At 47.6% G+C, this 23,419-nt stretch carries 20 protein-coding genes, 4 tRNA genes and 1 pseudogene; 20 read left to right on the top strand and 5 right to left on the bottom strand.

What is annotated here, in order from left to right; genetic code table 11:
• Positions 1–12: 12 nt before the first annotated feature.
• The 5 genes from ACUZ8J_RS18235 to rsgA all read right to left on the bottom strand — a co-directional run bounded on the left by ACUZ8J_RS18235 (position 13) and on the right by rsgA (position 6,945).
• A complete protein-coding gene (locus ACUZ8J_RS18235; RefSeq protein ID WP_446694554.1) occupies positions 13–735 on the bottom strand; it encodes a glycerophosphodiester phosphodiesterase in 723 nt (240 codons plus the stop codon).
• Positions 736–750: 15 nt separating this feature from the next.
• Complete coding sequence (locus ACUZ8J_RS18230; RefSeq protein WP_446694553.1) at positions 751–3,954, bottom strand: mechanosensitive ion channel domain-containing protein; 3,204 nt, start codon at positions 3,952–3,954, stop codon at positions 751–753.
• A 68-nt stretch (positions 3,955–4,022) separates the two neighbouring features.
• Entirely contained in the window at positions 4,023–4,907 is an 885-nt protein-coding gene (locus tag ACUZ8J_RS18225) for a DMT family transporter (protein ID WP_088211790.1), read from the bottom strand.
• 14 nt (positions 4,908–4,921) lie between these two features.
• Entirely contained in the window at positions 4,922–5,800 is an 879-nt protein-coding gene (gene asd, locus ACUZ8J_RS18220; protein ID WP_011627258.1) for an archaetidylserine decarboxylase, read from the bottom strand.
• Positions 5,801–5,880: 80 nt separating this feature from the next.
• Positions 5,881–6,945 carry a small ribosomal subunit biogenesis GTPase RsgA gene (gene rsgA / locus ACUZ8J_RS18215; RefSeq protein WP_011715783.1) on the bottom strand — a complete coding sequence of 355 codons (1,065 nt, stop codon included), beginning with the start codon at positions 6,943–6,945 and terminating at the stop codon, positions 5,881–5,883.
• A 112-nt stretch (positions 6,946–7,057) separates the two neighbouring features.
• On the opposite strand from rsgA, the gene orn reads away from it, so the two are divergent.
• From orn to ACUZ8J_RS18115, 20 genes and pseudogenes are all read left to right on the top strand, one after another.
• Positions 7,058–7,603 (top strand): oligoribonuclease, encoded by a 546-nt coding sequence (gene orn, locus ACUZ8J_RS18210; protein WP_086902935.1) that lies wholly within the window; start codon positions 7,058–7,060, stop codon positions 7,601–7,603.
• Positions 7,604–7,712: 109 nt separating this feature from the next.
• Positions 7,713–7,788, top strand: a tRNA-Gly gene (locus tag ACUZ8J_RS18205).
• A gap of 44 nt (positions 7,789–7,832) precedes the next feature.
• Positions 7,833–7,908: transfer RNA gene (locus ACUZ8J_RS18200), tRNA-Gly, on the top strand.
• A 44-nt stretch (positions 7,909–7,952) separates the two neighbouring features.
• Positions 7,953–8,028, top strand: a tRNA-Gly gene (locus ACUZ8J_RS18195).
• A gap of 44 nt (positions 8,029–8,072) precedes the next feature.
• Positions 8,073–8,148, top strand: a tRNA-Gly gene (locus ACUZ8J_RS18190).
• A 429-nt stretch (positions 8,149–8,577) separates the two neighbouring features.
• On the top strand, positions 8,578–9,033 hold the full coding sequence (locus ACUZ8J_RS18185; RefSeq protein ID WP_248968213.1) for a hypothetical protein: 456 nt from the start codon (positions 8,578–8,580) through the stop codon (positions 9,031–9,033).
• 244 nt (positions 9,034–9,277) lie between these two features.
• Positions 9,278–10,777: an NAD(P)H-hydrate dehydratase gene (locus ACUZ8J_RS18180; RefSeq protein WP_446694552.1), complete on the top strand. Its 1,500-nt coding sequence runs from the start codon at positions 9,278–9,280 to the stop codon at positions 10,775–10,777.
• A gap of 79 nt (positions 10,778–10,856) precedes the next feature.
• Positions 10,857–11,315, top strand: a complete 459-nt coding sequence (gene tsaE, locus ACUZ8J_RS18175; protein WP_011621395.1) for a tRNA (adenosine(37)-N6)-threonylcarbamoyltransferase complex ATPase subunit type 1 TsaE — start codon at positions 10,857–10,859, stop codon at positions 11,313–11,315.
• Between the two features lie 8 nt (positions 11,316–11,323).
• On the top strand, positions 11,324–12,712 hold the full coding sequence (locus tag ACUZ8J_RS18170; protein ID WP_446694551.1) for an N-acetylmuramoyl-L-alanine amidase: 1,389 nt from the start codon (positions 11,324–11,326) through the stop codon (positions 12,710–12,712).
• A 13-nt stretch (positions 12,713–12,725) separates the two neighbouring features.
• The gene (gene mutL / locus ACUZ8J_RS18165; RefSeq protein WP_446694550.1) at positions 12,726–14,660 is read left to right on the top strand and encodes a DNA mismatch repair endonuclease MutL; all 1,935 of its coding nucleotides are present in this window, start codon (positions 12,726–12,728) and stop codon (positions 14,658–14,660) included.
• Positions 14,653–15,579 carry a tRNA (adenosine(37)-N6)-dimethylallyltransferase MiaA gene (miaA, locus tag ACUZ8J_RS18160; protein ID WP_041416990.1) on the top strand — a complete coding sequence of 309 codons (927 nt, stop codon included), beginning with the start codon at positions 14,653–14,655 and terminating at the stop codon, positions 15,577–15,579. The genes mutL and miaA overlap by 8 nt, the downstream gene beginning before the upstream one ends.
• Before the next feature lie 92 nt (positions 15,580–15,671).
• The gene (gene hfq / locus ACUZ8J_RS18155) at positions 15,672–15,944 is read left to right on the top strand and encodes an RNA chaperone Hfq (protein WP_011070934.1); all 273 of its coding nucleotides are present in this window, start codon (positions 15,672–15,674) and stop codon (positions 15,942–15,944) included.
• A 24-nt stretch (positions 15,945–15,968) separates the two neighbouring features.
• On the top strand, positions 15,969–17,276 hold the full coding sequence (hflX, locus tag ACUZ8J_RS18150) for a ribosome rescue GTPase HflX (RefSeq protein WP_446694549.1): 1,308 nt from the start codon (positions 15,969–15,971) through the stop codon (positions 17,274–17,276).
• 36 nt (positions 17,277–17,312) lie between these two features.
• A complete protein-coding gene (gene hflK / locus ACUZ8J_RS18145) occupies positions 17,313–18,458 on the top strand; it encodes an FtsH protease activity modulator HflK (RefSeq protein ID WP_011715790.1) in 1,146 nt (381 codons plus the stop codon).
• 3 nt (positions 18,459–18,461) lie between these two features.
• On the top strand, positions 18,462–19,355 hold the full coding sequence (hflC, locus tag ACUZ8J_RS18140; RefSeq protein WP_086904175.1) for a protease modulator HflC: 894 nt from the start codon (positions 18,462–18,464) through the stop codon (positions 19,353–19,355).
• Positions 19,356–19,723: 368 nt separating this feature from the next.
• Positions 19,724–20,314 carry a ubiquinol-cytochrome c reductase iron-sulfur subunit gene (gene petA, locus ACUZ8J_RS18135; RefSeq protein ID WP_011715792.1) on the top strand — a complete coding sequence of 197 codons (591 nt, stop codon included), beginning with the start codon at positions 19,724–19,726 and terminating at the stop codon, positions 20,312–20,314.
• A pseudogene (locus ACUZ8J_RS18130) lies at positions 20,314–21,527 on the top strand (cytochrome b). The gene petA and the pseudogene ACUZ8J_RS18130 overlap by 1 nt, the downstream one beginning before the upstream one ends.
• Positions 21,527–22,225, top strand: a complete 699-nt coding sequence (locus tag ACUZ8J_RS18125; RefSeq protein WP_446694548.1) for a cytochrome c1 — start codon at positions 21,527–21,529, stop codon at positions 22,223–22,225. The pseudogene ACUZ8J_RS18130 and the gene ACUZ8J_RS18125 overlap by 1 nt, the downstream one beginning before the upstream one ends.
• A gap of 96 nt (positions 22,226–22,321) precedes the next feature.
• The gene (gene sspA / locus ACUZ8J_RS18120; protein WP_011715795.1) at positions 22,322–22,951 is read left to right on the top strand and encodes a stringent starvation protein SspA; all 630 of its coding nucleotides are present in this window, start codon (positions 22,322–22,324) and stop codon (positions 22,949–22,951) included.
• A complete protein-coding gene (locus tag ACUZ8J_RS18115) occupies positions 22,951–23,388 on the top strand; it encodes a ClpXP protease specificity-enhancing factor (RefSeq protein WP_011715796.1) in 438 nt (145 codons plus the stop codon). Before sspA ends, ACUZ8J_RS18115 begins: the two co-directional genes overlap by 1 nt.
• Positions 23,389–23,419: the final 31 nt, after the last annotated feature.

Here is a 23,419-nt window from a genome sequence, read left to right as displayed (position 1 = left end):
TACGCCATGGTGTTATTCGAAGTAGCCGCAATAATCCGTATTGGTGGGTTGTAACAGCGCCTGCATGGCACGGTCGGGGTAATTGCTAAAGATACCATCGACCCCTATCTGCTTAAGGGCATGGATATCATCACAATGATCGACAGTGTAAACATACACCTTAGCGCCCCTCTGGTGGGCGTCATCCACTAGGGCCTTGCTGATAAAACTCACGTCTAAATGCAGGGAGTAGGCTGCCAACTCGCTCACCACCGCCGCACCATCGAGGGGAATACTGGCAAGTAAGGGCGCCACTAATGCCTGTGGCAACGCCTGTTTGACTTGCTGTAAATAGGGATGATTAAAGGATGAGATCAGCAATTGCTCCGCGCTGAATCCCAGCTCGGCAATCGCCTTAGGATAAAGCTCGAGTAGCGGCGCTACCGTATTCACCCCTTTAAGTTCGATGTTGATTGTGGCGCGGCCAGCAACCAGTTCGAGCACTTGCCAGAGCGTGGGAATAGGCTCACCTTTGACAGTGACCTTGCCCAAATACTCTTTGTTGACTAAATGGATGATACCTTGGCCCGAACTCTTACTGTCGAGTCTGCGGTCGTGAAATACCACTAACTCCCCTTCGACATTATGCACATCCAGCTCAATGGCTGTGGCACCTAACTCGATGGCTTTGGCCATGGCGGCTAAGGTGTTTTCCGCCACATAACCGCTGGCACCACGGTGAGCAAAAATAAGCATCTGATTTTCGTCCTATTAACTGCGGATTATGCCGACCTGATCGCGATTCTGGCCATTTTTAAGATGGATTTCCATTTGCGGATAGGCGAGTTCTAAGTTGTTTTCTTTCAGTTTACGGGTGATGCGTTTATGCAGATCGTGACGTAGTGGCCAACGGGCCGACATCTCTTTTGCATAGGCACGAACTTCGTAATCTTGGGTATGTTTGCCAAAGCCTGCAAACCAGACTTCAGGCTCTGGAGTCGGCAGCGCATCTTCGCATTCCTGCACCGCTTGATACAGGGTGGCCTCGACTTTGGCTGGATCGGAGTCGCGGGCAACCGACACATGCACTATCACCCGCGTGATGGGGTCTGATAGTGACCAGTTAATCAATTGCTCGGTAATAAAGGCCTTGTTTGGAATGATAATTTCCTTTCTGTCCCAGTCGATAATGGTGGTGGCGCGGATCTGAATTTTACTCACAGTCCCCGTCAGATCGCGGATCGTCACCGTATCGCCAATCCGCACTGGCTTTTCAAACAGGATAATCAGGCCCGAGATAAAGTTGGCAAAAATCTCCTGCAAACCAAAACCTAGACCCAATGACAAGGCGGCAATCAACCATTGCAGTTTTGACCATTCCATCCCGAGATTCGAAAAACCAATCAGCAGGCCTAAAAACACCACTAAATAACGGCTTACCGTGGTGATGGCAAAGCCAGTACCGGGTGTCAGATCGAGCCGTTGTAGGATCATCAGCTCAAGCAGACCGGGTAAATTGGTCGCAATCATCAGTGAGAAACCAACGATGACTAAGCCCAATAACAGCGATTTCATGGTGATAGGCAGTTGCTGCTCGACACCATTAACGCTGGTATTTGTCGTCCAGAGGGTGATGCCATCTAAGAAGGAAAATAGCGCCGTATGGGTTTGCGTCCATAGGCCAATCAAGCTCGCTAAAAACGCCAATAGCAATAGGGAGCGCACTAACCCGAGGGACTGACTCGAAATGGTTTCGAGGTCGACGACGGGCTCTTCGTAGGTATCTAGGCCATCGCTAGAAACATGGTGAGTTTCACCCTTTTCCCGCTGCGCTAACCGTTCGGCCCGTTTGGCCTTGGCGCGATCGAAGGCAATACGGCGGCGCTCGATCAACATCCAACGCTTAATTAATTGATAAAGCAGTAAGAAACTTAATCCCAATACGATGGAAAGCTGTAACTGCAACAGCATTTGGAAGGCGGTGAAGTAGTAACCCCTGAAGGCGAGTCCGGCACTGAGCAGGGGCACAGAGATCAATAGCGCCCAGAGCATTTTTTGCAGCAGTCGTTTGTTTTTGCCATCCTTTTGAGTGTCGCTATTTTGGCGGCTTAGCACCAAGATATCCTTGTATAACAAGAATAAAACTACACAAAAACAGATAAATGCACCACGGCCGATGCTATTGCGGATAAGGGATGCGTCGAGGACTTCGGTAAAGCCCATAATGCCGAGCAGGGGGCTGGCGACAAACACAAAGTGTTTGAGCCTGAGCTGGCCTGCTTGGATGAGTTTCGAAGGGCGTTTGAAATGGCCAACCAAGACCCCTTTGTCGAGGGCGAGAATAAATATCAAGCGATACAAGAGGTAAACTAATCCTATCGCTAAAATCCCCATGCCGACGGCCTGCACAAAGTTACGTTCGGATTGATAGAAAATCCATCCCGCCGCGACTATGGGGAGGGGTTTGATCAGGGCATAACCAAGGCTTAGGACTAAGGATTTAAAGGTGTAAATAAATTTATCCTGCGTCACATTGCCCACGTAGGTGACATAGTGGCTGAGTAAGCGTTTGAACTTAGGACGGATTAAATCTTGGATGACCAAGCAGAGCACCAACAGAATGATCCACCAGGACCAGTAGTCATTTTGCTCCTGCCAGGCTTTGCCCAATTGTCCCCACTGCGCCTCTTGGATGAGCCATAGAGCGCTGCGCTGCACGTCGGTGAGCCAGAGTTTGTTCATGCTCGCGGCGTTGGGAACCCAAAACAAGTGCTCGTTGAGGGTGTTTTTTAAGGTCAGGTGTTGCTGGCTGAGTTGCTGATAATTGACTTTGAGTTTGCCAAGCTCACTCAAATATTGATCATAACTTTGCATCAGCTGCGTCAGCAGCGCTTGTTGTGAACGCAGTAGCTTAATTTGTCCCTCGTTGTAGAGATTGGTTTGCTCTAACTCTTGTTCGTTAAGTGCTTGTTGTTGCTCGAGGTGGTACCTATCGAGGCGAGCATCGGCGATTAGAGTTTGTAGCTTCTCATGGTTTGGCGGCTTAGGCAGAGATTGCAACATCTGCAAAAAACGCTCGCCAAAGGCGGAGTTCATTTTGACCCAAGTGATTTGCTCTTGGATATTCGCCAGCTGTTTGGCTTGGGATTGATATTGCAGTTCGGCCTGCTCTTGCTGTTCAACCACATTGTTGATTTGCAAGGTTAAGGTTTGGAGTTTTTGGCCGTAGATCTGGTTTGTGTCGGCAATATTGCGGGTCACAGGATCCACGACCTTGGCGGTATCCACTAAATTCTTCGCCAGGGTTGCATCGGTTTGTTGTTGGCGCTGTTTATTCATCGCCTTATTGATGGTTTCAATAAAGGCTTCCTGTTGGCTCAATTGCTGGCGAACCAACTGTAACTGTAGCTGGGTGAGTTCGATGCGCTTTTGGCTGCTGGCCAGCTCGGCCTCGTTAGTGGCGAGGCTTTGCTCGAAGAAAATCCGCTGTGTTTGCTGTAACTCGCCCGTTGGCGTATCCAGTGGGGCCAAATCGGTTTTCTTATTTTGCAGCACATTCTGTCTTGCGTTGGCGATGACGGAGGGCAGCTGATTGTGGCGTTGCAACAGTTCGCTGACTTGATTGCCTAGGGCCGTTTCGCTCTCTTTTAATTCCGACAGTCGTAAATAAGCCATCGAGGCTTGCTGGTTGAGATCTGTAGCTTTATCCAGCTTTAAGGGCTTGGCGGCTTCTTTTAAGCCGTGGTCGATGACCTTTTTGTTTTCTTCAAAATCGAGCTGAGCCTGCTGAAAACTGCTCGCATTCGCTGCCAATCTATCAATGTTGTTTTTAAGCTCAACAATTTGATCGTCAATGCTAATATTTTGTTGCTGATTTTGGTTGTTTAAGCCAAGGCGCTTGTCCAATTGCAGTGGCGAATTGGCATGGAGAGAAAAAGAGAAAAAAGCAATAACGAACAATAAAATACGTGGCATATAAGCAAAAGCAATTAGGGGCGAAAGACGCACTCATCTTAGCCAACTTAGGCCAAGATTGGTATGTTTCAGACGTTCTTTTTTCGCCGTTGTGACTGGTGGGATTGATGGGTTTCGAAGATGGCGGTGGCGACTATGATGGTTCCGCCTATCAGAGTATTGAGATTCAGCGCTTCGCCTAAGATCACCAATGCCAACATGGCCCCGTAGAAGGGTTGTAGGCAGGAGACTAACCCGACGGTTTTAGCGCTTAATTGGCGCAATGCTGAGGTGAAGAGTGCATGGGGCGCCGCGGTAAATACCACTCCGAGCAGCACAATCAAGCCCCAGGTCTCGAGGGAGATAGTCTGTAACTCGGTTTGATGCCAAGGCATAAGAAACACCGCCGCCACTAAGGTCTGATAAAACATGGCGTGGGGGCCGCTATATTGGGAAAAATAGCGTTTTTGCAGCAGGTTACGGGCGGTAAATAACATCGCCGAGACAATCCCGACCGCAATCCCTAAGGTTGTATCGTTGCCAAGATTGGCTTCGGGGATCAATAGCACTACGCCTATCAGCACTAAAACACCGCTGATAATATCCATCAGCTTGATTTTATTGCCAGTTAATAACGGCTCGGCAATGACTGTCATCACCGGATAGGTGAAGAAAGCAATCATGCCGATGGCGACCGATGAGAGTTGCATCGCGGCAAAGTAGGTGACCCAGTGTAAGCTGACTATCACACCTAAGCCGATAGCAACCAGATAATCCTGTTTGCTGGCAAGGCTTAAGTATTTACCACGGAATTTGATGAGTAATGCCAAGACCAAGGCCGCGACAACACACCGTAAGAAGGTGATATCGAGTGCGCTTAAGGGAATTAATTTGGAAAACAAAGCTGTGCCGCCAAACATCAGCACAGCTAAATGTAATTCGATTAATCCCGAAGGTTTAGCGGTCTGGCTCAATTGGGTCGCCGTAGTTAGTCGGCTGACGCCTGATTTTTGAGATTAGCAAAGGCTTGACCCATACGCGTTACGGCTTCTGGCTCAACGCCTTCGGCGAAAGTGTCGATAGCATCTTTAGCAAACAGCATGACGACGGTACTGCCAAGCTTGAAGCGGCCCATTTCTTCGCCTTTATCTAAGGTAATGGCGTCTGGACCTACTGTTGGGTATTCCCATGTGAACACTTGCTTACCCGTTGGCGGCGTAATAGTGCCTGCCCACACGGTTTCGATACTGGCCACAATGGTCGCACCTACTAATACCATAGCTAGCGGGCCAAGCTCTGTTTCAAAAATCGCCACAACACGTTCGTTGCGAGCAAACAGGCCTGGTACATGGCGCGCCGTTAAGGGGTTAACGGAAAACAACTCGCCCGGTACATAGGTCATTTTCGACAGTGTGCCCTTAATCGGCATGTGGATGCGGTGATAATCCTTGGGAGCCAGATAAATCGTCGCAAAATCGCCACCTTCGAAGCGTTTGGCATCTTCTGCTTGGTCGCCCAGCAAAGTGAGTGAAGAATAGTGATGGCCTTTAGCTTGGAAAATACGGCCATCCTTGATGGGGCCAAGTTGGCTGACGGCGCCATCAACAGGATGCACCATGATATTGGCCGCAGTATTAATTGGGCGAATACCAGGCTTTAGTGCGCGGGTAAAAAAGTCGTTGAAGCTTTTATAGGCTTCGGGTTCGCTCTGAGCCGCTTCGCTCATATCGATTTTATATTGCTTGATAAACCATTTAATCGCGGCAGTCGTTAATGCGCCAGCTTCGGAAGCGGCAAGTTTACCGACTAAGCGAGATAACAGGTGCTTTGGCAGCATGTACTGCAGCGCAATTTTAACTTTATCCAATTTATGTTCCTTTCCTTTATGTTGCTCAACTTAGGTTGAGACTTGTTTTACGTTAATTTGATGCGAGGCGATGGCGTTAGTTATTCATCGCTTTGGGCGCGAAAATGCCGTGCGTGGCGCTGCTCATCAAGGCTTGCGATAATACGATGGTAGTTATTAAAGCGATCTTCGCTAATTTTACCCGCATCGACAGCGGCTTTTAAGGCGCAGCCCGGGTCATCGCCATGCTTACAATCGCGGAATTTGCAGCCACCTAAAAAGTCTCTAAATTCGATAAAACACCAACCGACACGTTGGGCGGGTAAGTGCCAGAGGGCAAATTCGCGCACACCGGGAGAGTCGATTAAATCACCACCGCTGGGTAAATGCAGCAACTTAGCCGTGGTGGTCGTGTGTTGGCCCAGCCCCGAGTTGTCGGAGACATCGCCCACCAATAATTCGGCTTCGGGCAGTAAGGCGTTAACCAGTGAAGATTTACCTACACCGGACTGGCCTGCAAATACGCTCACTTTATCTTTCAGCAGGGCTTTAATGGTATCTAAACCCTCGCCTAATTTACTGCTGACCTTATACACGGGATAACCTATGGCTTCGTAACGCTTTAAGGCGGCTTCGATTGCGGGGGCTTCTTCTGGCGTTAGCAGATCAATTTTATTCAAAATGATGATCGGCGGAATATCCGTGTCTTCGGCTGCCACTAAGTAGCGGTCGATAATCTGGGTGGTAAAGCTAGGCAGCACGGACGACACAATCAAAATTTGGTCGATATTCGAGGCGATAATTTTCACGCCATCGTATAAGTCGGGACGCGAGAGGGAAGAGCGTCTTGGGTGTACCGCTTCTACAATGCCGGCAATGCCACTGTTGGCTTGGGTTTCAATAGCGAGGCGTACAATCACTTTATCGCCGGTGACTAAGCTCTTAATAGTGCGGCGAATATTGCAGCGCACGATTTGGCCATCTTCGGTTTCAATATCGGCATGTTGGCCAAAGCGGGAGATCACGGTTCCGCTCTGTTCTGGGCCGAGTGAGCTATCCTGTAACTCAGGCGCATTTTTATCACCATTGTCACGATTGAGGCGTTTCTCGTGATTGGCGCGCATACGGCGTAATTGGCCTTGGCTTAGGGGTTTCTTTTTACTCACTGATTTGTCTTCGTCAATTAGATGATTTTTTGTGTCTGAAAAAAGCAGTATGATACACGCTCTTGAATAAAAAAGCCTGAATTTAGGCTAACTGACATGATAAGGCTGAATTATGGCGGCGGACGCGAATAATCTCATTTGGATCGATCTCGAAATGACAGGGTTAGAACCCGATGTCGATAGAGTCATTGAAATTGCTACCTTAGTAACAGACCAAGAACTCAATATTATCGGTCAGGGGCCTGTGATTGCTATTCATCAATCGGATGATGTGCTGGCGGCCATGGATGATTGGAACCAAAAACACCACGGTGAATCGGGTCTGATCGATAGAGTGCGTGCTAGCCAAGTGAACGAAGCGCAGGCCGTTGCGCAAACCATCGCATTTTTAGAGCAATATGTGCCTAAGGGTGCCTCACCTATGTGTGGTAACAGCGTGGGCCAGGACCGTCGCTTCTTAAATCGTTATATGCGTGAACTGGAGGACTACTTCCATTATCGCAATCTCGACGTGAGCACGGTAAAAGAGTTAGTGAAGCGTTGGAGCCCTGAAACCATGGCGGGTTTCAAAAAGCAAAATACCCACCAAGCGCTGCAAGATATCCAAGAGTCGATCGCGGAATTACAGTATTACCGCAGCAAAGTATTTAAAATTTGACCGATCAGCAGATAAATCTGCAAGAAGGGGTTGCAGCCGCATAAATTTTTCATATAATGCGGCCTCAACTTTTTGATGCGGACACGAAGCGCTGCTCATATAAGTGATTGCGACATTAGCTCAGTTGGTAGAGCGATACCTTGCCAAGGTATAGGTCATCGGTTCGAACCCGATATGTCGCTCCAAATACAAATTTAGTGATTCACCAAGTCATTAAATACAGAATTATGCGACATTAGCTCAGTTGGTAGAGCGATACCTTGCCAAGGTATAGGTCATCGGTTCGAACCCGATATGTCGCTCCAAATACAGATTTAGTGATTCACCAAGTCATTAAATACAGAATTATGCGACATTAGCTCAGTTGGTAGAGCGCTACCTTGCCAAGGTATAGGTCATCGGTTCGAACCCGATATGTCGCTCCAAATACAAATTTAGTGATTCACCAAGTCATTAAATACAAAATTATGCGACATTAGCTCAGTTGGTAGAGCGATACCTTGCCAAGGTATAGGTCATCGGTTCGAACCCGATATGTCGCTCCAATTTTTCTAGTCATTCCCTCATAAAATCTTCTCGATTTCAAACTGATATATCAAAACCTTCGCAGTGCTACTTTGCTTTTCTGTCTGCTTAGCGTGTCTGTTTCGTTCTTGATTACTCCAAGCGCTTTTTAGCTCTGCAATTTATTAACCTTTGTTTGCACGGTTATTTTTAATGCTAATGCGGTTAAGTATGGGCACACTTTGCCTGCTCTGCGGCTGTTATCGCTGATGTTTTCTATTATGTAAAAAATAAAACTGCAAGGTTAATGCGTGATCTGCGCCTTGTTTCTTCAAGATTTCCTAAATTAGATGGCGTTGCGAAAGTTAAATTATGACCTTGTTCAAATATTCGCAACGCTTTTACTTACATAATGAATCCAGACAAAGTTAATAGCGCCAAGTAGTTGGCTTAACACTGGAGTGCATTATATGCGTATTCAACAATTGCGTGATTTACTTGAGTATGTGGCGAACTGCCGCTTAGATATGGCGCAACTCTATGGCCGACTGAACAATCAGGCCGATTCTGCCCGCGTGAAAATGATGCTGGAATATTTTGAGTCTCACCAAAAACATGTGGCTGAAAAATTGCGTGATTATATGGATGAGGCGCCCGTTAGAGTATTAGATACTTGGTATAAAGACTTTGTATTTGAAGACTTTACTAAGCGCTGCCAAGACACTATGTTGCCCGCCAATATGAACGAAGATGATGTGCTAAATCTGCACCTTGATTTAGAAAATCGACTGATTGGCTTATTGGAAAAAACCGTTAACTCAACTACTGCCGAAGATGCTCGCACCGCATTAGAGGGCCTGATTCGAGTAGAGAAAACTCAGCAGCAACGTTTGGTGCATAGCACAATTCGGATGGACGATATCTAATTCGATTCAGAATGACCTTTCAAAGCCAGCGTAATGCTGGCTTTGTTGTCTTTACCGGATGAGTATTTTTCACTTTGGACGCTTTTTGCATGGCAACTGATTTACGTCATAATTTTTGGGGGCGGTTTTTGCTACTTTCTTGATCTCATTGGTTGATTTGACCTTGTAATGCTTGGTTCTCACCAATCACAGGGTGTGTTAGGTGAGCTGTCCTTTTGATTATTTGTCGCGCAGGAGATCCTCTATGGCACAAGATTTATCGAGTTTACCCACGGCGCTTTATACGCAGCAGCAGGTGAGAACCGCCGAATTGCTCGCTGTTTCAGAAGGGGAAACCACTTTATATCAATTAGTTGAACGTGCTGGTCGAGCGGCATTTGAGTGCTTTACTCAGCAGAGTGAACGGCATCCTCAGCTTGAAGGAATGCCTTTACTGGTATTGGCGGGCAGCGGCAATAATGGTGCCGATGCGCTAGTTTGCGCGCGCCTAGTCTTAGAAGCAGGGCATCAGGTCAAGGTGTACTTACTCAAGACCCAAGGCACAGCTGAATTCGAGCAGGCACTTTCTGCCTATCTAACCAAGGGCGGTGTTATCGATGCCCCAAATATCGAAGCGATACAACAGGCACCAGTCATTATCGATGGTTTACTGGGCACGGGAGTTAAGGGCGCCGTGCGTGACGATATTGCTGCACTGATCCATGCCGTCAATCAGAGTGAGGCTTGGGTGCTGAGTTTAGATCTGCCCTCGGGGATCGTTGCCGATACGGGGGTTGTCGCTCAGGTCGCCGTGATGGCGGATGTCACTTTGTGCTTTGGTGGATTAAAACAGGGGCTTTTGACCAGCAAGGCGAGACATCACTGCGGCTATTTAGCCTTTGCCGATCTGGGATTAACGCCTTTCTTCGATGCTGAGAGTGCTACGCGAGTCGGCGGTGAAATGTTAAAAAGCCATTTTGCCGCAAGAGCACGGGACAGCCACAAGGGACAATCGGGTAAGGTAACGCTGATCGGTGGTGACTTTGGTATGGCAGGAGCCATTCGCCTCGCCAGTGAAGCCTGTTTACGTGCGGGCGCCGGATTGGTGACAGTGATCAGCAGGCCAGAGCATCAACTGACAGTAAACGTCTCGCGCCCCGAATTGATGTTTTGGGGCTGTGAACTGGTCGATATGGAAGTCTATCTGCGCCTAGGTTGGGCACAGGTGGTGGTACTTGGCCCAGGTTTAGGAAAACACGACTGGGGTTATAACTTGTTTAAAGCTGCGGGCTTAAGCGATAAACCCTGTGTGCTCGATGCCGATGCTCTGAATCTTCTCAGTCAAGAACCGCGCAGGCAAACTAACTGGGTACTCACGCCTCATCCCGGGGAAGCCGCGCGGCTCTTGGGATGCAGTGTCGCCGACATTGAGCAGGATAGATTTGCTGCCGTGCATGCTCTGCAGCAAAAATATGGTGGCGTGGTGCTGCTCAAAGGCGCGGGCACTGTCATTTTTGATGGAAAACAGATGGTCGTGGCACCTGTTGGTAATCCTGGGCTTGCGAGTGGTGGGTGCGGCGATGTGTTATCTGGTATTATAGGCGCACTTATGGCTCAAGGAATGGATAACATGCAGGCGACCGTTGTTGGGGTTGTCGTTCATGGCTGCGCGGCGGATTTGGCTGCAGTGCAAGGTGAGCGGGGCATGTTGGCCAGCGATTTGATGCCTTTTATTCGCCAATTAGTAAATAGTGATTTACTCTAGGCGCTGTAAAACTTAAGCGCAGGACATTTCCGCGCTTAAGTTGCCTCCTCCATCCATAACAGCAGTGATAAAAGCGGAAATGACAGAGTTAACCTTTCAATTAAATAACGAAGACGAGACTATTGCGGTTGGGCAAAAACTGGCCCGCCATATTCAAGCGCCTTTGACTCTGTATTTGACGGGGGATTTAGGGGCGGGTAAAACCACTCTGAGCCGCGGTTTAATTCAAGGATTAGGGCATAAAGGAGCGGTAAAGAGCCCGACTTACACTTTAGTTGAACCTTATGAGCTAGACGGTGTCGAAGTTTATCATTTTGATTTGTATCGTTTAAACGATCCTGAAGAACTCGAGTTCATGGGGATCCGTGATTACTTTACCGATAGCAGCCTGTGCATTGTGGAATGGCCCGACAAAGGTCATGGACTCTTGCCCGATGCCGATATTCACCTGCATTTAAATTATGTTAATCAAGGACGTGAAATCCAAATTCGAGCCTTAACAGAATCAGGTAAAAAGCTATTAGCCGCAATAAAATAAAAACAAAGATGACTAAAAATAAGCATTACTTTCAAACTATTACTTTTTTTCTGTGCGCTTTTTTTGCTGTAGCAGCCCACGCGGCTAACCAGCTTGAGGGCGTGCGTATTTGGGCTGCACCCGAGTCGACCCGGGTGGTGTTCGATTTGAGCGAAGCGCCTAATTACACTTATTTTTCCCTCGATGGACCCAATCGTTTAGTGGTCGATCTGAAAAAGGCTTCGACAAAACTGAGCCTGAAAAATATCGATAACAACAGTAAATTGGTTAAAGGGGTTCGCGTCAGCAAATCACCCACTAAAGGTGATTTACGTTTGGTGATCGATCTGGTTAAGCCATTAAATGCTAACCTGTTTTCCCTACCTGTGACGGCGCCCTATGGTAATCGTCTGGTGGTCGATCTCGAGGATAAAACCTTAACCACGGCGACAGCTGTCGTTAGCTCAACTCCCGTTAAAACGGTTACTCAATCGGCGCAATCGTCTCGTGATATTGTGGTGGCCATTGATGCGGGTCATGGTGGTGATGATCCTGGTTCTATTGGGCCTTCAGGTGTTTACGAGAAAAAAGTCGCACTGGAAATAGCAAAAAGAGTGGCCAGTAAGATCAACGACACGCCGGGTATGCGCGCCGTGATGATTCGTACAGGCGATTACTTTGTGAATTTGAACAAGCGCTCCGAGCTCGCCCGTAACAGTAAGGCCGATTTACTGATTTCTATCCACGCCGATGCCTTTACCTCGCCCCAGCCAGGGGCGTCAGTGTGGGTGTTGTCGATGCGCCGCGCGAACAGTGAAATTGGTCGTTGGTTAGAGCAAAAAGAGAAACACTCAGAACTCTTGGGTGGTGCAGGGGAAATTATCCAAAATACCGATAATGAACAGTACCTTGCAATGACTCTGCTCGACATGTCTATGAACAGTTCGATGGCCATAGGTCACTCTGTTGCTGGGGATATTTTGAAGGATCTCGGCTCGGTGACTGAGCTGCATAAGAGTCGCCCTGAGTCTGCGAGTCTTGCGGTATTAAAATCCCCCGATATTCCCTCCATTCTGGTGGAGACAGGATTTATCTCGAATCCGAAGGAAGAACGGTTACTTAATAGCAGTCGCCATCAGGAAAGTATCGCAACCGCTATCCATAAGGGCGTTAGCCGTTATTTCCACAATAACCCGCCAGCAGACACCTTGCTCGCGAAGCGTAATAGCGGTGGCACAACGGCCAGCACGAGCGCGAAATCATCCTCGGGAAATATTAAACACAAGGTGAGCCGCGGCGAGTCACTTTCGGCGATTGCTCAGCGTTATCAAGTGCCTATGGCAAGCATTAAGCGCGCCAATGGCATGAAGACGGATGTGGTACAACTCGGGCAAACACTCGTCATTCCTGAGAGTTAATAGGATGAAGTCTATGGGGATCCAGATCCTTCCGCCGCAACTAGCCAACCAAATCGCCGCCGGAGAGGTGGTCGAACGGCCTGCTTCTGTGGTGAAGGAACTTGTCGAGAACAGCCTAGATGCTGGGGCGACGCGTATCGATATCGAAATCGATAAGGGCGGCAGCAAGCTGATTAAGATCCGCGACAATGGTTCGGGGATCCCAAAGGATGAGCTGGCCTTAGCCTTGTCGCGCCATGCTACCTCGAAATTGCATTCCCTTGACGACCTTGAAGCCATCCTCAGCTTTGGCTTTCGCGGCGAGGCATTGGCGAGTATCAGCTCAGTTTCCCGCTTAACCTTGACCTCGCGTACGGCCGAGCAAACGGAAGCCTGGCAGGCTTATGCCGAAGGCGTCGACATGGCGGTTAAGGTGATGCCGGCCGCACATCCTGTTGGTTCAACTATCGAAGTTGTCGATCTGTTCTTTAATACGCCCGCCCGTAGACGTTTTCTTAAAAGCGATAAAACCGAATTTACCCATATCGATGAATGGTTAAAACGCATTGCATTAGTGCGTGGGGATATCCACTTTACCTTGACCCACAATGGCAAAACCGTACGTAACTATCGTCCGGCGATGAATGAGCCGCAGTATTTGCAGCGATTGACTCAGGTTGCTGGACGCCAATTTGCCGATGAGGCATTGCGGGTCGAATGCCAACACGATGACCTACGTTTAAGTGGTTATTTACAGTCGCCTTGGTCAACGGTGTTAACCGACACCCATTACTTTTATGTGAATGGCCGCTTAGTGCGTGACCGTTTAGTCAATCATGCGGTGCGCCAAGCATTTGCCCAAAAAGCCGAGGTCGAACAGCCGGGTTATGTGTTGATGCTGGATATCGATCCCCATCAGGTGGATGTGAACGTGCATCCGGCGAAACACGAAGTGCGCTTTCATCAGAGCCGTTATGTGCATGATTATATTCTGCAGGCACTGCAATCGGCGCTCGAAGAAGCGGGTGAACTGGGTTTTGAGCATCCTTTCGAGCCAAGTTCGCCACAGGTTAGGGATGAGGTCTCTCTCTCCGAATCTGGGACGCAGACACAAACAGAGCATCATGCCTTCGAGCTGCAATCGCCTGAATCTAAAACGCATTCAACTTGGAATGAAGCTTCACGTGTTGATACTTCTCGCGTCGAGATATCACGGGATTCTCAGCTTACTGAGCGTACTCGGGATATTGCTAGCGCGCGTCCGTATTCTGGCGTGCAAAGCAATGCCTACGGCAGTATGGCGGTTCCGCGGGAGTCTCGCAGTGGTTCGGCTGGGGAAAATCGTGCCCGAGCCGAGCTTCCTACTAAGGCGGAAATCGCCAGTTATGGCGAATTATTGCAAACGCCATCCTATAGCGTGCAGGACAAGCCGTATCAACCCGTGCTTGCAATGCCCGCCATACTCAATGGTCAATATTGGGTATTAGCGCAGGGGCAAAACCTGAGTCTGTTGCCGATTCAATCTGTGGCGTTAGCGACACGTAGCCATGAGATAGAAACAAAGTTGGCAACTGGTTTGATAGGTCAGCCATTATTGATGCCAGTGTCGATAGCCGCCGATACGGATTGGCCAGCATTACTCGAAGAACATGAAACACTTATCCGGCAATTAGGATTAGAACTAACAATTCGCTATCAGCAGTTGATAATCAAAAAAGTGCCCCCATATCTCAGGGATAGCCAGTTAGCGAAGGTGATCCCCGAGTGGTTGCAATCGCTACGTTTTGAAGCGCCAGCACCTAATGCATTGGCTGTGTGGCTGGCAGAGCAGAGTTTAACTGGATTTACCTCGGCTGCGGATATTTGGGCGGCCTATAGTCAGTTAACTGAAGAGAAAAGACAGCAAATTGCCGATAAAGCAGTATCCTTACCTTGGCAATCGTGGCTAGAAGAGCAAGCAATTGAATAAAGAATTACAGCCAAAAGTGGTTTTTTTGATGGGACCAACGGCGTCCGGAAAAACCGCTTTAGCACTCGAATTAGCCGAAAAGCATAATTGCGAGATTATCTCGGTTGATTCAGCATTGATCTATCGTGGCATGGACATTGGCAGTGCTAAGCCCTCTGCCGAGGAATTAGCGCGAGGTCCACATCGACTGATCGACATCCGCGATCCGGCAGAGAGCTACTCCGCCGCCGATTTTAGAGCCGATGCGCTGCGCGAGATTGAACAGATTATTAGCATGGGAAAGACCCCCGTATTAGTGGGCGGCACCATGATGTACTTTAAGGCGTTATTAGAAGGATTATCGCCGTTACCGAGTGCCGATGAGGCGATTCGGGCCGAGATTCAAGCCGAAGCGGACGCAAACGGATGGGAAGCACTGCACGCGCAATTAAGGGAGATAGATCCCGTATCGGCAGAAAGAATTCATCCTAATGATCCACAAAGGCTTTCAAGAGCGATAGAAGTATATAGAATAAGCGGTAAGAGTCTGACCGAGTTAACTCAAACCAAGTCAGCTCCTTTACCCTACGATGTGGTGCAATTTGCCATTGCGCCCCGTGAGCGCAAAGTGCTGCATGAGTTAATCGGGCAGCGTTTTCGGATAATGTTAGAGCAAGGTTTTATTGATGAAGTCGCCCAGCTGAAAGCGAGAGGTGACCTACATTTAGATTTGCCCTCAATGCGTTGCGTGGGATATCGACAATGTTGGCAGTATCTCGATGGTGAATTTGACTATGATACTATGGTCGAAAAAGCCGTTGCCGCTACTAGGCAATTAGCTAAGCGTCAATTAACATGGTTGCGTAGTTGGCCAGAGTTGAATTGGCTTGAAAGTGGTGCTGAGGGGAATTTAGTTACACTTATGCGTCAATGCCGCTAGCTTATTAGCCCTTGCTGTATAATACTAAAACTAAACAAAAAACTTCACTGATAACGATTTATTTTTATATAAATTAAAAAGGAAATAATAAAATGGCTAAGGGGCAATCTTTACAAGACCCATTTTTGAACGCACTACGCCGCGAGCGCGTTCCTGTATCAATTTACTTGGTAAACGGCATTAAACTCCAAGGACAGGTAGAGTCGTTTGATCAGTTTGTCATTCTGTTGAAAAACACAGTGAGCCAAATGGTTTACAAACACGCTATTTCTACCGTAGTACCTGCTCGTCCATTTAACGTTGCTGGCCATCAAAATGCCCAGGGCGGTTATGGCGCGCAAGACGATATGCCAAGTGGCGAATAAGTTTTAGTTTGAGGAGTTTGCTTCTTGTTTGATCGTTATGAGGCGGGAGAAACAGCGGTTCTTGTCCATATCGACTTTTCCGATGAGGAACGCCGAGAAGACTTAGTCGAGTTACAGCTATTAGTAGAGTCAGCTGGAGCACGCTCAGTCGGGGTCATTACTGGAAGTCGACGCTCACCAGACCGTAAGTTTTTTATTGGTTCTGGTAAAGCCGAGGAGTTAGCTGCATTAGTGGCTGCAACCGAGGCTAATGTGGTTATTTTCAATCACGCCTTGAGTCCTGCTCAAGAGCGAAACCTTGAACAGGTGTGTCAGTGCCGAGTATTGGACCGAACCACGCTGATCTTGGATATTTTCGCTCAACGTGCTCGGACCCATGAAGGTAAGTTACAGGTGGAGCTAGCGCAATTGCGCCACATGTCGACGCGTCTTGTGCGTGGTTGGACTCACCTTGAGCGCCAAAAAGGCGGTATCGGTTTACGTGGTCCGGGTGAAACCCAGCTAGAAACCGATAGACGTTTGCTCAGGGGCCGCATTAAAAATATCAATAAACGCTTAGAGCGTGTTGATAAACAACGTGAGCAGAGTCGCCGCGCCCGTAAGCGTAGTGACATGTCAACAGTCTCATTAGTGGGTTATACCAACGCGGGCAAGTCAACGCTGTTTAATGCCTTAACCTCATCTGATGTTTATGCAGCCGACCAGCTATTTGCCACACTCGATCCCACATTGAGAAAGTTAGATCTGCCCGACGGTGCCGTGATTTTAGCGGATACTGTAGGTTTTATTCGCCATTTACCACACGATCTGGTTGCCGCGTTTAAGGCAACATTGCAGGAAACGCGTCAAGCGGAATTGCTGCTTCATATTGTTGATTGTGCTGATGAAAACATGGCGGATAACTTCGAGCAGGTGCAAAACGTGCTCGAAGATATTGATGCTGCCGAAGTGATGCAGTTGGTCGTTTGTAATAAAATCGACCTGCTTGAGGATGTCGCGCCGCGCATTGAATACGATGAACGCGGTAAGCCGGTACGCGTCTGGCTTTCGGCACAAAAACGTTTGGGATTTGATCTGCTCCTGAAGGCGATCACCGAGTTGATTGGTGAAGTCATTCATGAGTTTACACTTAAGATTCCGGCAACTGCTGGACATTATCTTGGCCAGTTTTATCGACTGGATGCGATACAGCAGAAAGAGTACGACGATCTGGGGAACTGTATTTTGTCTGTTCGTTTATCGGATGCCGATTGGCGCCGATTAGCTAAACAGAGTCAGGGTGAGTTAGAAACCTTTATCTTCGATCCGTCGACAGAAAAGGCTGTTTGTTAATAATCTAATTTATTTCATCCACTTATGGAGTGCTAAATGGCTTGGAACGAGCCCGGTAACAAGGGTAATGATCCTTGGGGAAATAAAGGTGGTAACGACAAAGGACCACCAGACCTTGATGAGGTTTTTCGTAATCTTTCAAAACGCTTTGGCGGCAAAGGCAATGGCTCATCAGGCCAGAGCTTTAGTTCGTTCAGCTTAATCATCATTCTTGCCATCGCTTTTGTTGTTTGGGGACTCTCGGGTTTTTACACCATTAAAGAAGCTGAGCGTGGTGTTGCGCTGCGTTTTGGTCAGCACATTGGTGAGGTGGGACCTGGTCTGCATTGGAAGGCTACGTTTATCGACCAGATTTATCCCGTTGATGTGCAGTCTGTTCGCTCCATTCCTGCCTCTGGCAGCATGTTGACCTCAGATGAAAACGTCGTGAAGGTCGAGTTGGACGTACAGTATCGTATTCTAGATGCGTACTCTTATCTATTCAGTGCCGTTGATGCGAATGCCAGCTTACGTGAAGCCACAGACAGTGCGCTGCGTTATGTCATTGGCCACAACAAGATGGACGATATTCTGACCACAGGTCGTGATGCGATTCGTCGCGATACTTGGAAAGAACTCGAGCGCATCATTGAGCCGTACAAATTAGGCTTAGCCATTGTTGACGTTAACTTTTTGCCTGCTCGTCCACCTGAAGAAGTGAAAGATGCTTTCGATGATGCGATTGCGGCGCAAGAAGACGAACAACGCTTTATCCGTGAAGCCGAAGCTTATGCCCGTGAAGTTGAGCCTAAAGCGCGCGGTGAAGTTGAGCGTATGGCGCAACAAGCGAATGCCTATAAAGAGCGTGAAATTCTTGAGGCTCGCGGTAAAGTGGCTCGTTTCGAGTTGCTGTTACCAGAGTACCAAGCGGCACCTGAAGTGACCCGTAAGCGTTTGTATCTCGATGCAATGCAGCAGGTGATGACAGATACCAACAAGGTGCTTATCGACGCCAAGAACAATGGCAATTTAATGTATTTGCCTTTAGACAAGTTAATGAAAGAGAAGCCTGTGACTACGCCAGAGGTTGAGCATAAGGCTCAGCAGAACGTCAATTCTTCATCTATGTCAACGACTCGCATTGGTGAGCCTTTGAGTGGACGCCCTTCTCGCGAGGACCGTGCTCGCCAAGGGAGGGAGTAATCCATGGGTAGATTAGGTATTGTTCTGATTGCCATCGTATTAGGCATAGGTCTGTCATCTGTGATGGTGGTTAACGAAGGCGAGCGTGCGATTGTGGCGCGTTTCGGTGAAATCGTTAAAGACAACGTTGACGGCAAACCAGTGACCCGCGTTTTCGCTCCAGGCATACACTTTAAAGTGCCTGTGATCGATAAAGTGAAGTTACTCGATGCGCGTATCCAAACCTTAGATGGTGCAGCCGATCGTTTCGTTACCTCTGAGAAAAAAGATTTGATGGTCGATTCCTATGTGAAGTGGCGTATTTTCGACTTCGAAAAATACTACCTCTCCACTAACGGCGGGATTAAGTCGAATGCAGAGACCTTACTACAACGTAAGATCAATAACGACTTACGTACCGAGTTTGGTCGTCGCACTATCAAGGAAATCGTTTCTGGTAAACGCGATGAGCTGCAAAATGATGCGTTAGAAAACGCTTCAGAAAGCGCTAAAGACTTAGGTATTGAAGTGGTTGACGTGCGCGTGAAGCAAATCAACTTACCCGCGAACGTGAGTAACAGTATTTACCAACGTATGCGTGCCGAGCGTCAAGCGGTTGCCAAAGAGCATAGAGCACAGGGTAAAGAGCAGTCTGAAATCATTCGCGCCACGATTGATGCCAACGTGACAGTGAAGATTGCAGAAGCCGAGCGTAAAGCCTTAACCATCCGCGGTGAAGGTGATGCGCAAGCAGCGAAGATTTATTCTGACGCTTACAGTAAAGATCCTGAGTTCTTCAGCTTCTTACGTAGCTTAGATGCTTACCGTGCGAGTTTCTCCGGTAACTCTGATGTGATGGTGTTAGAACCAGATAGCGAGTTCTTCAAATATATGAAGAGTACTTCGCCTAAGAAGTAAGCAATCAGAAATGTATTGAAATGGGTCCTGAAAACAGGGCCCATTTTTTTATCTGCAGGAAAACGTAAAGTTGCAAAATGAGAGTTGGAGTTATATTAGCGATGCATGGATTATGCCGACCTCACAGACCATTTGCTCAAAAAGTATATCAAAACGATTAAAATCGCTTAATAGTTGTGCTTTTTTTGTCCATTTTATAAAAAACACGCAATCTCCCTAACTTAGTTGAGTGTTTTCACTATGATCTGCTTCTAATTTTTAGCTATAATGAGCCCCGCTTCAAACTTCGATTTTTGCCCATGGTGATAACTAGGGGGCAGAAAGTCTTTGAAAAACAAAAATTCCAACACCCTCTGGGAGATAAGTGGATGAGCAATGCGCCAGTCGATACCGGACGTCGCAGATTCCTGACAGCCGCAACCGCCGTAGTAGGTGGTGCTGGTGCCGTCGCTGTAGCGGTTCCTTTCATCAAGTCATGGAATCCGAGTGCCAAGGCGAAAGCTGCAGGTGCGCCGGTAGAAGTAAATATCAGTAAAATTGAGCCAGGTCAGCTGATCCGTGTTGAATGGCGTGGAAAACCTGTATGGGTTGTCCGTCGCACAGAAGCAGTGATTAATGAACTGCCAACACACGACGATAAGCTAAGAGATCCAGCGTCTGCAGAAATGCAACAACCTGAATATGCAACAAATCCTCTGCGTTCTATTAAGCCAGAGTATTTTATTGCCGTCGGTATTTGTACCCACCTAGGATGTTCACCAACTTATTTACCAGATTCATTTGGTGAGCAAGTTCAAGGCGTGACTTCTGGTTTCTTCTGTCCATGTCATGGTTCTAAGTTCGATATGGCGGGCCGCGTATTCCAAGGCGTTCCAGCTCCATTGAACCTAGTTATCCCTCCACATCAATACGTTGATGATGGCACCGTTATCATCGGTGTAGATAAAGGAGTGGCGTAATGGTTAAGAATTTAATTAATTGGATCGATGCGCGTATCCCAATGACGGCGACTTATAACCGTCACGTGGGTCAGTATGCGACGCCAACTAACTTTAACTTCTGGTACTTCTTCGGTTCATTAGCCATGTTGGTATTGGTTAACCAATTACTGACGGGTATCTGGTTGACCATGAACTATGTACCAACAGCAGAAGGTGCTTTTGCCTCTGTTGAATACATCATGCGTGACGTAGAGTACGGCTGGTTATTCGTTATATGCACTCAACTGGTGCGTCTGCATTCTTCGTGGTGATCTACTTACATATGTTCCGTGGTCTGATTTACGGTTCATATCAAAAGCCTAGAGAACTACTGTGGCTATTCGGTATGTTGATTTTCCTCGTGCTGATGGCTGAAGCCTTTATGGGTTACTTGTTGCCATGGGGACAAATGTCTTACTGGGGTGCGCAGGTAATTATTTCTCTGTTCGGTGCTATCCCTGTTATCGGTGATGACTTAACTCTATGGATCCGTGGTGACTACGTGATCTCTGGCGCCACACTGAACCGTTTCTTTGCTCTGCACGTTATCGCACTGCCATTAGTGTTAGTGGTTTTAGTGTTCTTACACTTAATCGCTCTGCACGAAGTGGGTTCAAACAACCCAGACGGTATCGAAATCAAGAAGAACAAAGACGAGAATGGCTGGCCAGTTGATGGTATTCCATTCCACCCATACTACACAGTTAAAGATATTATGGGCGTTGCAGGCTTCCTGATTGTGTTCTGTTACGTACTGTTCTTCATCCCTGAAGGCGGTGGTTACTTCCTTGAGAAGCCAAACTTTGAAGCGGCTAACCCAATGAAGACACCGGAGCACATTGCACCAGTATGGTACTTTACACCTTTCTACGCCATCTTACGTGCTGTTCCCGATAAATTGGGCGGTGTGGTTATGATGGGGCTGTCGATTGCAGTACTGTTCGTATTGCCTTGGTTAGATCGTTGTAAAGTGAAGTCAATTCGCTACCGCAGCACGCTGCACAAGTTGAACATCGCTCAGTTCGCTGTATCGTTCATCGTCTTAGGTTATTTAGGCGCTGTACCTGCAACACCAGAGCTGACTATTGTTGCACGTATCTTCACTGTGACGTATTTCGGCTACTTCTTATTACTGTGGTTATACAGCAAAAATGAGAAAACTAAGCCTGTTCCAGCGAGGTTGACACACTAATGAAAAAATTACTGATTGCATTAGTTACATTGCTCCCAACGCTGGCGATGGCCGCAACTGGACACAATGTACATTTAGAAAAAGCCAACGTTGATCTGCATGATAAGGCTTCTTTAGAGCGTGGTCTGGATATGTTCCAACACTATTGCTCTGGTTGTCATAGCACTCAGTATCAACGCTATGAGCGTGTGGCGAACGATCTCGGTATTTCTGCCGATGATATGCGTAACAAGTATATGTTTACCGATGCCAAAATTGGTGAACTGATGCAAAACGCAATTCCACACAAAGATGCGGCTAAATGGTTTGGCGCAACACCACCAGATCTTACCTTAGTGGCACGGGTTCGTGGCGAAGATTGGGTGTATTCATACCTCAAAGGTTTCTACAAAGATCCAAGCCGCCCATTTGGCGTAAATAACACTGTATTCCCTTCTGTGGGTATGCCACATGTTCTTGAAGAACTGCAAGGCACGCCTGTTAAGCAAGAAGATGGTACAATTGTGGTTTCTGGTGGTAAGTTAAATGCTGAAGAGTATGACCAAGCGGTACTTGATATCACTGGTTTCTTAGTTTATTCAGCTGAACCTGTTAAGTTAGAGCGTCAAGCTTTAGGTTGGTGGGTGCTCGGATTCCTGTTTATATTCTTTATTGTGGCCTACCTCTTGAAGAAAGAGTATTGGAAAGATGTACACTAGGCACCAATAACGGGTAAAATATAGTATCCGCATAGTGTAAACGGGGGGCTTTGCCCCTCGTTTACTTTTGTTTTATTTCGACTCTGGAGGGTATCAATGGCTGTTGCTGCCAACAAACGCTCTGTCATGACACTGTTTTCAGGTGCTGATGATCTGTATAGCCATCAAGTGCGTATCGTGTTAGCTGAGAAAGGGGTTACTGTTGATGTTTTACAGGTCGACCCAAACGAAATGCCTGAAGATTTACTTGAAGTAAATCCTTATAACTCAGTGCCAACCTTGTTAGATCGTGAGCTCGTTCTGTATGAATCACGTATCATCATGGAATACTTGGATGAGCGTTTTCCTCATCCGCCGTTGATGCCTGTTTACCCAGTATCTCGCGGCCAAAGCCGTTTGATGATGCACCGCATCGATACTGACTGGTACTCACTCGTTGACCGTATTCGCAAAGGCGATCGCGCCGAAGCGGCCCGTAAAGAACTGACTGAAAGTTTACTTTCAATCGCTCCAGTATTTGGTGAAATGCCTTACTTTATGAGCGAAGAATTCGGTTTAGCGGATTGCTACCTCGGCCCATTATTATGGCGTTTACCTGTATTAGGTATCGAGTTAGATAGCCGCGTAGCGAAAGACATCAAAGCCTACATGACACGTATTTTCGAGCGTGAATCATTTAAAGCTTCGTTGACTGAAGCTGAACGCGAAATGCGCATGGGAATGTAATGAAAGCGTTGACTCCAAATCGTCCTTATTTACTCAGGGCTTACTACGATTGGTTGATGGACAACCAATTAACGCCTCACGTTGTCGTGGATGCCTTTGTGAAAGGCACCCAAGTACCACAGCAGTACGTGAAGGATGGCCAGATCGTATTAAATATCGCGGCCAGCGCGGTGGGCAATTTGCAAATTGGTAATGAATTTGTGGAGTTCAATGCGCGTTTCGGTGGTGTACCTCAACAGGTATTATTGCCAATGGCCTCGATAGTGGCCATTTACGCCCGTGAAAATGGTGCAGGGACTGTCTTCGATATTGAAGATGCGTACTTAGTCGAAGAGGAAGCCGAATCGACCTTGTCTGTTATCGAGACAAACGAGAAGCCAACCGAACCTACGGATGAGCCTCCTAAGCGTCGCAGTCATTTAACCTTAGTTAAATAGGTTAATTGCGCCCTGTTCTATACTCTTGAAA

This window comes from Shewanella sp. Koi 1, assembly GCF_052907445.1.
The sequence above is the reverse complement of the archived record's forward strand: the minus strand, read 5'-3'. Positions and strand labels throughout refer to the sequence as shown.

Excerpts from the sequence above, each read along its gene's own strand:
- ACUZ8J_RS18235 (WP_446694554.1), bottom strand. The coding sequence starts at position 735 with ATGCTTATTTTTGCTCACCGTGGTGCCAGCGGTTATGTGGCGGAAAAC.
- ACUZ8J_RS18230 (WP_446694553.1), bottom strand. The coding sequence starts at position 3,954 with ATGCCACGTATTTTATTGTTCGTTATTGCTTTTTTCTCTTTTTCTCTC.
- orn (WP_086902935.1), top strand. The coding sequence starts at position 7,058 with ATGGCGGCGGACGCGAATAATCTCATTTGGATCGATCTCGAAATGACA.
- ACUZ8J_RS18185 (WP_248968213.1), top strand. The coding sequence starts at position 8,578 with ATGCGTATTCAACAATTGCGTGATTTACTTGAGTATGTGGCGAACTGC.
- ACUZ8J_RS18180 (WP_446694552.1), top strand. The coding sequence starts at position 9,278 with ATGGCACAAGATTTATCGAGTTTACCCACGGCGCTTTATACGCAGCAG.
- tsaE (WP_011621395.1), top strand. The coding sequence starts at position 10,857 with ATGACAGAGTTAACCTTTCAATTAAATAACGAAGACGAGACTATTGCG.
- ACUZ8J_RS18170 (WP_446694551.1), top strand. The coding sequence starts at position 11,324 with ATGACTAAAAATAAGCATTACTTTCAAACTATTACTTTTTTTCTGTGC.
- mutL (WP_446694550.1), top strand. The coding sequence starts at position 12,726 with ATGGGGATCCAGATCCTTCCGCCGCAACTAGCCAACCAAATCGCCGCC.
- hfq (WP_011070934.1), top strand. The coding sequence starts at position 15,672 with ATGGCTAAGGGGCAATCTTTACAAGACCCATTTTTGAACGCACTACGC.
- hflK (WP_011715790.1), top strand. The coding sequence starts at position 17,313 with ATGGCTTGGAACGAGCCCGGTAACAAGGGTAATGATCCTTGGGGAAAT.
- hflC (WP_086904175.1), top strand. The coding sequence starts at position 18,462 with ATGGGTAGATTAGGTATTGTTCTGATTGCCATCGTATTAGGCATAGGT.
- petA (WP_011715792.1), top strand. The coding sequence starts at position 19,724 with ATGAGCAATGCGCCAGTCGATACCGGACGTCGCAGATTCCTGACAGCC.
- ACUZ8J_RS18125 (WP_446694548.1), top strand. The coding sequence starts at position 21,527 with ATGAAAAAATTACTGATTGCATTAGTTACATTGCTCCCAACGCTGGCG.
- sspA (WP_011715795.1), top strand. The coding sequence starts at position 22,322 with ATGGCTGTTGCTGCCAACAAACGCTCTGTCATGACACTGTTTTCAGGT.
- ACUZ8J_RS18115 (WP_011715796.1), top strand. The coding sequence starts at position 22,951 with ATGAAAGCGTTGACTCCAAATCGTCCTTATTTACTCAGGGCTTACTAC.